The sequence below is a fragment of the uncultured Thiodictyon sp. genome (genome assembly GCF_903828115.1).
Lineage (GTDB): Bacteria > Pseudomonadota > Gammaproteobacteria > Chromatiales > Chromatiaceae > Thiodictyon.
In genome coordinates this window covers 1-1,997 of sequence record NZ_CAIKKU010000820.1, presented here as the reverse complement: position 1 = coordinate 1,997, position 1,997 = coordinate 1, and the positions used below count along the sequence as shown (strand labels likewise).

The window sequence follows — 1,997 nt, the reverse complement described above, 5'->3', positions numbered from 1 at the left end:
TGGAACGAGCGCGCACGCCGTTTGATCATGCACCATGATCGCCTGCTGTGCGTGTCCGAAGCCTGGGTCTGGCTCACTGAGGCGCGGATCCTTCTACGACGCATGACGACAACGACTTAATTTTGTCTATACCCTCTGAGCGCAACTGCTTGCAGGGTTAACGAGGCTGCGCCTCAGACCGACGAGTCGCAGACCTCACGCAGCAGCGAAAACCGGGCCTGCTGGTAATAAATGGACTTGAATAGGAACGGTTCATTATCGTTGTCGTTGTCGTTGTCGTTGTCGTTGTCGTTGTCGTTGTCGTTGTCGTTGTCGTTGTCGAGATTATCGTAGCATCCAGGATTCTCCCGCAAGCCAATTTGCAGCGCTTCTCCGATTAAAATAACGACAACGACCCGCCGCCGTGTAGAGAGAGGCGGTTACGTTTGGGGCGCTTCTGCGATTACGATTACGACAACGACAACGACAACGACAATGATTATGTTTCACTTGTTCTTGACTCGTTACCTTGGGGGGTATCCACTGATCTTCGAGTTCGTCGCACTCGCACTCACGCTCGCCGTGGGCATCGCGCTGGTCCTCCTCGGCGCGGCCCCGGCCTGGGTCTGGCCGCTCGCGTCCCTGCCCTACCTGCTGCGCCATCTCTACCTCCTGCTGCGGCTGGTGCGCCTGATCCGCCGTCGGCACCGGCTGACTCCGCCCTACCCGCTGGGTCCCTGGGGCGAGGTCTACCGCGGCATCGCCCGCTACCAGCAGCGCGGGCGCAAGGGACGCAAGCGCCAGGTCCGCTTCAGCCGCCGCTTCCGCCAGGCCGCGGACGCGGTGCCGGACGCCCTGGTGATCCTGGACAAGCTGCAACGCATCGAGTGGGCCAACCCGGCTGCCGCCGCACTGCTCGACGTCCACTGGCCGCGCGACGAGGGCCGGCGCCTGTCCGAACTGCTCGCCCAACCGGATCTGGCCCCCTTCATCGAAGTCGGCGAATACCTGCGCCCCCTGGAGATCACCCCCGAGCACCACCGCGCGCTCATGCTCTCGCTGCGCATCGCCCCCTTCGGCGAGCACAAGGGCGAGCGACTGGTGGTGGCGCGCGACATCACCAAGCTCTATCACCTCAACATGATCCGGCGTGACTTCGTGGCCAACGCCTCCCATGAACTGCGCACCCCGCTCACCGTCATCGCCGGCTTCCTGGAAAACCTCGCCGACGCCCCCGCCACCCCCGCCGCCCACCGCCGGCCGCTGGAACTGATGCAGCGCCAGGCGCAGCGGATGCGCTCCATCATCGAAGACCTGCTGACCCTCTCGCGGCTGGAGATGGACGACCAGGACAGCCGCCAGGGGCCGGTGGACGTGGCCGCCGAACTGGAGCAGATCGTCCACGAGGCGCAGGCCTTGAGCGACGGACAGCACCGGATCGAGACCAGGATCGACTCGGCCCTGCGGCTCCTCGGCAATCAGGTCGAGTTGCGCAGCGCCCTGTCCAACCTGATCCACAACGCCGTGCGTCATACCAGGCCGGGCACCAGCATCCGCATCCGCTGGGAGCAGGACACCGACGGCCCCCTGTTCAGCGTCGCCGACGACGGCGAGGGCATCGCCCCCGAACACCTGCCGCGGCTCACCGAGCGCTTCTACCGGGTCGACCAGGGACGCTCGCGCGCCGTCGGCGGCACCGGGCTCGGGCTCGCCATCGTCAAGCACGTACTCAACCGCCACGACGCCCGACTTGTCATCGCCAGCACCCTGGGCACCGGCACCCGCTTCGCCTGCCAGTTCCCGGCCGCGCGCGGCGTCCCGGTCGGTAGCCGCGAGGAAGCTTGCGCGTCGATTACTTAGGTCTCTCTCGTACCTCCCCCGTAGTCAGTTATAAGTTAAGGCAGAGGGACCCGCATCGCACGCTCGGCGGGCGAGCTCCGTGCCCCGCGGTGGGCGCCCCGGGCGGGCAAAAAAAGGTGGGGACCCTCATGGTTCGGCCCGCAGGTGCTTTACTTGCG

Annotated in this window: 2 protein-coding genes and 1 pseudogene; 2 read left to right on the top strand and 1 reads right to left on the bottom strand. The window is 65.5% G+C overall.

Annotation, left to right across the window (positions count from 1 at the left end; translation table 11 throughout):
- Window positions 1–120: pseudogene (locus QZY48_RS30275) on the top strand (IS5/IS1182 family transposase); the annotation flags it as partial.
- A gap of 37 nt (window positions 121–157) precedes the next feature.
- Here the strand turns inward: QZY48_RS30275 and QZY48_RS30270 are convergent.
- Window positions 158–358, bottom strand: coding sequence for a hypothetical protein (locus tag QZY48_RS30270; RefSeq protein WP_295437612.1), 201 nt, complete (start codon window positions 356–358; stop codon window positions 158–160).
- Between the two features lie 122 nt (window positions 359–480).
- Here QZY48_RS30270 and phoR point away from each other — a divergent pair, with 122 nt between their 5' ends.
- A complete protein-coding gene (phoR, locus tag QZY48_RS30265) occupies window positions 481–1,839 on the top strand; it encodes a phosphate regulon sensor histidine kinase PhoR (protein ID WP_295437610.1) in 1,359 nt (452 codons plus the stop codon).
- The last annotated feature ends 158 nt before the right edge of the window (window positions 1,840–1,997 follow it).